Origin of the sequence: Mycobacterium sp. (genome assembly GCF_040398885.1) — a bacterium.
Lineage (GTDB): Bacteria > Actinomycetota > Actinomycetes > Mycobacteriales > Mycobacteriaceae > Mycobacterium.
In genome coordinates, this window is sequence record NZ_JBBATF010000177.1 from 1 (window position 1) to 5,569 (window position 5,569).

The window sequence follows — 5,569 nt, forward strand, 5'->3', positions numbered from 1 at the left end:
GCATGTCGGTGATGTCAGTGACGAAGCCGTCGATGAAGTACGGGACGCTCGCGAAAACAGTGCGAGTTCCGAGGGCGAGGTCGGTCCCGATATTCGGGTAGCCGTACATCGAAACCGCATCGCCGAGTGCCTGCTTCAAATCCACCGGATCGACGATTCCGGTGGTCTTGGACTGCATTGGCACACCGTCGAAGTCCGACCGCTGGGCGATGCCGAACAGATCCACGATGGTCGGGGTGATGTCGGCGTTGGTGTAGCCCAGGTTCTGCCTGCCGTCGTTCCGGTCGTCGCCCTCGCCGTCGAAGATCACGAATGACGTTGTCTCGTTGGGTGATTGGAAGCCGTGACCGAAACCCTTGGACTGTTGATGACCGTGGTCGGTAGTGATGATCACGGTCCACTCCTCGCCGGGATTGGCAGTCTCCCATTGCTCGACGGCCGCCAGGATGTTCGCGACGTTCTCGCTGGTGTTGATCAGCGCGTCGCGGTACTGCGTGGACCCGCCGCCGTGCAGATGCCCCTCCTCGTCGACGGCGACCTGGTAGGAGAAGATGAACGTCGACCCCGTGGAGTCGGCCGCCTCGATGAGCGCGATGGTCTTGTCCGCCACCACGTCGTCGGTGTCCTCCCAGGTGTTGGTGAACGCGACGAACTCGTTGACGTCGGCGGGGTAGCCGCCGGCGTCGGCGATGTCGTTGATGTACTGCCAGTCGGCGACGACCGCGGTCTCCACCTCCGGCCTGTTGTATTCGATGAGGTTGATCACCGTCGGCCACTGCACGTAGGGCTCCGGGTTGAACAGGTTGTTGATCACCCCGGTCTTGTCGTCCCACGCCCCGGTCAGGATCGTCGTCCACGATGGGCCGGAGATGGTGGTGTGCCCGACCAGGCTGGTTGCGCCAGTGACGCCGTCGTCCATCGCGATCCGGAAGCCGCTAGCGGGGTCGTCGTAGGCGTACTCCAGGACCTTGCTCAGGTTTGTGCCGTCGGTGCCGATCAGCAGCACGTGATTCACCGGCGGGTCCGAGCGCAACTCCGCTCGACTCTGCGCGCTGGCGGCCCGGTAACGGCTGTTCTTGCCTGAGGTCGCGCTGACCGTGACCGAGCCGGCCGGGGCGACCGGCACGGCGGGAAGGTCGGGCAGGAACGGCAGCCGCAGCGGGGTCGGCGCGGGTGCGGCCGGGGCCGGAGTGAGCGTCGGCACAACGGCGGCCGACGAGACGGGGGCCGGCAAGGTTGCGGCGGGGCCGGGCGTCGCGGCCGCGACCGGTGCGGCGACCACGACGGGTCGGGCGGGGGTGGCCGCTGTGGGTCGGGCGGGGGTGTCCGCCGCGGCCACGTCGTCGCGTCGCGGGGTGGTCACCGGGTCGTCCTTCGGCACCACCGGTGTGGCTTCGCCCGGTGCGTCCTGTCGCGCAGTCGCGCGCTGGGTCGGCGGGGGATCGCCCATGTCGTCGCTGGTGCGGCCGATCGCCGGTTCGGGGCGCCCATCCAGGCCGCGCGCGTTGTTCCCGGGCTTTCGCGACTCCTCCGCGGACGCGGCCCTCTCGGTGCCGGCGGCCGTGGCCGCGGGCCCCGAGGGCCCGCGCGACCGACCGCGCGGCTGGGACTCTCCCCGGCTGTGCGACGCCGAGGCGGCGGCGCTGTCGGCACTGCCGGAGTCGTCGGCGTGGGCGGCGGCGGGCCCGAGTGCCGATCCCGCGCCGGCCAGTGCGCCGGCCACCGCCGCGCCCAGGAATATCTGCTTGATCGTGGTCATGAGGGACCCCTCGTCTACCCGCGGATGAACCAGGTCTTCTTCCGACGCTAGTAGCTGATCGCGGCCGGGAGCCGGCTTTCCCCGATATCGGCGGGCCGCCCCGCCCGGCTGCTAGGGCTAACCTTGCAAACGTGACGACCGTCGAGGTTTTCGCCGACGTCCTGTGCCCTTTCACCCACGTCGGGCTGCACACCCTCATCGACCGCCGGACCCGGCTCGGGCGCACCGAACCGCGGCTGCGCATCCGCGCCTGGCCGCTGGAACTGGTCAACGGTCACCCCCTGGACGCCCGGCACATCGCCGCCGAGATCTCGGCCCTGCGGGAATCCGTTCGTCCAGACCTGTTCACCGGGTTCTCCGCCGCGACCTTCCCCCGGACGTCCATGCCGGCGTTCGCCCTGGCGGCGGCCGCCGACCGCACCGGTGACCCGGCGCTCGGCGAGGAGGTCGGAATGGCTTTGCGGGACGCGGTCTTCGAGCGGGGCCTCGATATCGGCCGGCCGGAGGTGGTCGAGGAGATCGGCGCCCGGCACGGGCTGCGGCGGCTTGACGACGACGAGGCGCAAGCCGCGGTGCGGGCCGACTGGGAAGAGGGCAGACGGCGCGGGGTCATCGGCTCGCCGCATTTCTTCACAGCCGACGGCAGCTGGTTCTGTCCCGGTCTGGCCATCAGCCGCGACGACGCCGGAAACTTCGTCGTCGCCTGGAAAGAGGGCGGCGCGGCGTTCGCCGATAGTGTGATCCGGTGATCACCGGTCCCACCCACACCGGACCCAGCGTGGCCGATCTGCGGCGGTGGCGCAGGCACCTGGCCAACGAGCGCGCCGAAGCGTCCGTCTACCGCGATCTGGCACAGAAGCACGACGGTGAGGAGCGCGAGATCCTGGCCTCCATCGCCGCCGCCGAGGAACGCCACGAACAGCATTGGCTGAACCTGCTCGGCGATCAGGTGGGCCGGCCGGTCCGGGCGGATTTCGGGACCCGCGCGCTGGCGTTCATGGCGCGCCACTTCGGGTCGGTGTTCGTCCTGGCGCTGGTGCAGCGCTTCGAGGCCCGGGCCAGCTACGACACCGACGCCGACGCCACCCCCACCATGGCCGCCGACGAGCAGATCCACGAGGAGGTGATCCGGGCGCTGGCCGCCCGCGGCCGCGACCGGCTGTCGGGCACCTTCCGCGCGGCGGTGTTCGGGGCCAACGACGGGTTGGTCAGCAACCTCGCGCTGATCCTCGGGGTGGCCGCCAGCGGGGTGTCCGACCATACCGTCATGGTCACCGGCCTGGCGGGGTTGCTGGCCGGCGCGTTGTCCATGGGGGCGGGCGAGTTCGTCTCGGTCAGCTCCCAGCGCGAACTGCTGGAGGCTTCCTCGCCGAGCCCCAACGTCGGCTCCGCGCTGAACCGACTCGACGTCGACGAGAACGAACTGGAACTGGTCTACCGGGCGCGGGGTATGAGCCCGGAGGAGGCCAGGGCGCACGCCGCCGACGTGCTGCAGGACATCACCGGCTCGAGCCACCATTCGCCCGGCCACGGCATGGAACGGCATCAGGCCATCGGAACCGGGCTGGGGGCCGCAGTGTCGAGCTTCCTGTTCTTCGCCACCGGAGCCCTGATCCCGTTGCTGCCCTACCTCTTCGGCGTGGGGGGCCGCACCGCGGTGGTGGCGGCAGCAATCCTGGTCGGTGTCGCGCTGCTGATCACCGGCGTGATAGTCGGGCTGCTGTCCGGCGCGCCGCCGATGCGAAGAGCCTTGCGCCAGTTGATGATCGGTTACGGCGCGGCTGCGATCACCTACGTTCTCGGCCTGCTGGTGGGCGGCGGGGTCGGCTGAGGCTACTGCGGGTGCGCGGCCAGGTAGTCGGCGACCGCGATGCGTTGGTTCTCTGCGTATCCGACCGGAAGCAGGACGTCGCCGGCGGTCGTGTTGTAGTAGACCTCCCAGCGGTGGTAGGCGCCGAATGCGGCCGGATCGGCGGCCATGATCGCCGCGTAGTCGGTGACCGCGTTGACGTACTCGTCGGCATTGTTGTAGGCGTAGATGGCGCGGCCGGGGCTGCCGGCGAACCCACTGGCGGCCAGGTAGCGACCCGCCGCCATGATCGACTCGCGCGGTGAGTTGACGTCGCCGCCGTTGCCGTAGATGGCCCAGGTCCCGGGCATGAACTGCATCGGGCCCTGGGCCCCGGCGGTGCTGACCCCGGCGATACTGCCGAATTTGGTTTCGATGAGGTTGATCGCGGCCAGGTAGTTCCAGCCCACGCCGGTGGCCGCCTCGGCCTCGCGGTAGAAGGCCATCAGGTCTCCGGCGGGCGTCGAGGGGACGATCCGCCAGGCCGGCAGGGTGTCGCGGACCGGCGACAATGCGGTCAACTGGCGTCGGGCGTTGATGTTGCGGTCGTAGGCCATCGCCATCGACTCGGGGATCGCCGGGCGGATGACGGCGTCCCATTCCGGGTTCCGGCCGATGGCGCGGTAGGCCGCCTGCTGGCGGCGGGCTGCGGCCACCAGGGCCGGCTCGGGTGTCGCGGGGTCGTGCAAAGCCTGTTCGTCGGCCACCAGATCGGCGGCGATCTGTGCCGGGTCGGACGCCAGTCTCGGCTGGGCGCCGGCCGGGGCGGCGGGAGCGGTGGTGTCCATCTTGGTGACCGGCGCCGCGACCGGATCGGCCGGCGCCGCCGGTTCGGCGCAACCGGCCAGCCCCAGAGTCGTCACCGTCGCGGCGAGCGCGAGTGCCACCGAAACGACGCCATTTGTCTTTTTCACCGCGTCCTCCTGCCGACCGTTGGTGCAAACCTAGCGAGTTCGCCCCTCAAGCCGCCCGCACCGCGCCGTGATGCCACTATTGTGATGCACCGATGAGCTCACACTTCGCCGTCCTCGCCACGCTGGCGTTGGCGCTGTTCTTCAGCCCGGAGACGCTGGTCGTCGGCCTGATCGTCGCCGGAGACAAGAAGGTGCCACGGCTGGCGGCGCTGGCCTACGCCGGTTGCGCCATCCTCGGCATCGCCTTCTCGACCGGGATCGGACTGTGGATCGCGCACGCATCCGGCACCGGCAGCCACACCGGCGACCATCACGACGGTTGGCCCAGCTTCGTCGTGCGGGCCGCCATCGCCGCCGTGCTGATCACGATCGGCGCGCGGCGGGCCGTCAGCGCCCTTCGCAAGAAGCCCATCCCGGACGTCTCGGAGCCGGCGCAAAAGCCGAGCGCGCTGCGGGCCGCCCTGACCCGGCGCTTCCCCGGCCTGGATCCCGCGACGGACCTGCCGGTGCCCCGCCGGGTGGCGCGTGCCGGGCTGGCCGGTTTCGCCATGTGCGGACTGCACCCCAAGATCTTCCCGATCGCCATCGCGGCCGGCCACCAGATCTTTCAGATCACCGACCCGGGGGAACGCACGCTGGGGGTCGTGATGTTCGCCGCCATCGCGGTCACCCCGGCTCTCGTGCCGGCCGTCATCGACCTGGTCAACCCGAGCGCGACGGTCCGCATCAAGGCGGGCTACGAGCGGATCATGAAGGTCCACGGCAGGATGATCACCGCGGTGTTACTGCTGGTCGCCGGCGCCTATGTCGGCCTGGAGGCGATCAAGGGGATGCCCGGGCGGTAGGGCCGGGAACAAATCCCGAGCCGGGCCGGTTATGCCTTCTGCCGAATTGAGCCTTCTAGACTCAACTGTTGGTTGACAGCGAACGCCGTCGCCCGCAAGCTTGCGTCTGGTCCGCTCAGGCCCCGTGTTTAGTCAGACGGGCACGTGTTAGTCAGTGTTAGTCAGAAGAACACGTGTTGGTCGGAACAACGCGGTTGTCAGA

General features: G+C 69.8%; 5 protein-coding genes. 3 read left to right on the forward strand and 2 right to left on the reverse strand.

Annotation, left to right across the window (positions count from 1 at the left end):
• A partial coding sequence (locus ADBZ5U_RS13945) for an alkaline phosphatase family protein (protein WP_526811158.1) occupies positions 1–1,759 on the reverse strand: 1,759 nt, incomplete at its 3' end.
• A gap of 131 nt (positions 1,760–1,890) precedes the next feature.
• On the opposite strand from ADBZ5U_RS13945, the gene ADBZ5U_RS13950 reads away from it, so the two are divergent.
• Positions 1,891–2,508: a DsbA family oxidoreductase gene (locus tag ADBZ5U_RS13950; RefSeq protein WP_526811160.1), complete on the forward strand. Its 618-nt coding sequence runs from the start codon at positions 1,891–1,893 to the stop codon at positions 2,506–2,508.
• Positions 2,505–3,590 carry a VIT1/CCC1 transporter family protein gene (locus ADBZ5U_RS13955; RefSeq protein ID WP_526811162.1) on the forward strand — a complete coding sequence of 362 codons (1,086 nt, stop codon included), beginning with the start codon at positions 2,505–2,507 and terminating at the stop codon, positions 3,588–3,590. The genes ADBZ5U_RS13950 and ADBZ5U_RS13955 overlap by 4 nt, the downstream gene beginning before the upstream one ends.
• Positions 3,591–3,592: 2 nt before the next feature.
• On the opposite strand, the gene ADBZ5U_RS13960 is transcribed toward ADBZ5U_RS13955, so the two are convergent.
• Complete coding sequence (locus tag ADBZ5U_RS13960; protein ID WP_526811164.1) at positions 3,593–4,522, reverse strand: lytic transglycosylase domain-containing protein; 930 nt, start codon at positions 4,520–4,522, stop codon at positions 3,593–3,595.
• Positions 4,523–4,614: 92 nt separating this feature from the next.
• Between ADBZ5U_RS13960 and ADBZ5U_RS13965 the strand changes: the two genes are divergently transcribed.
• The gene (locus ADBZ5U_RS13965; RefSeq protein ID WP_526811166.1) at positions 4,615–5,367 is read left to right on the forward strand and encodes a GAP family protein; all 753 of its coding nucleotides are present in this window, start codon (positions 4,615–4,617) and stop codon (positions 5,365–5,367) included.
• Positions 5,368–5,569: the final 202 nt, after the last annotated feature.

Bases quoted from the DNA above. Each gene is read 5' to 3' on its own strand.
- ADBZ5U_RS13965 (WP_526811166.1), top strand. From the start codon at position 4,615: ATGAGCTCACACTTCGCCGTCCTCGCCACGCTGGCGTTGGCGCTGTTC.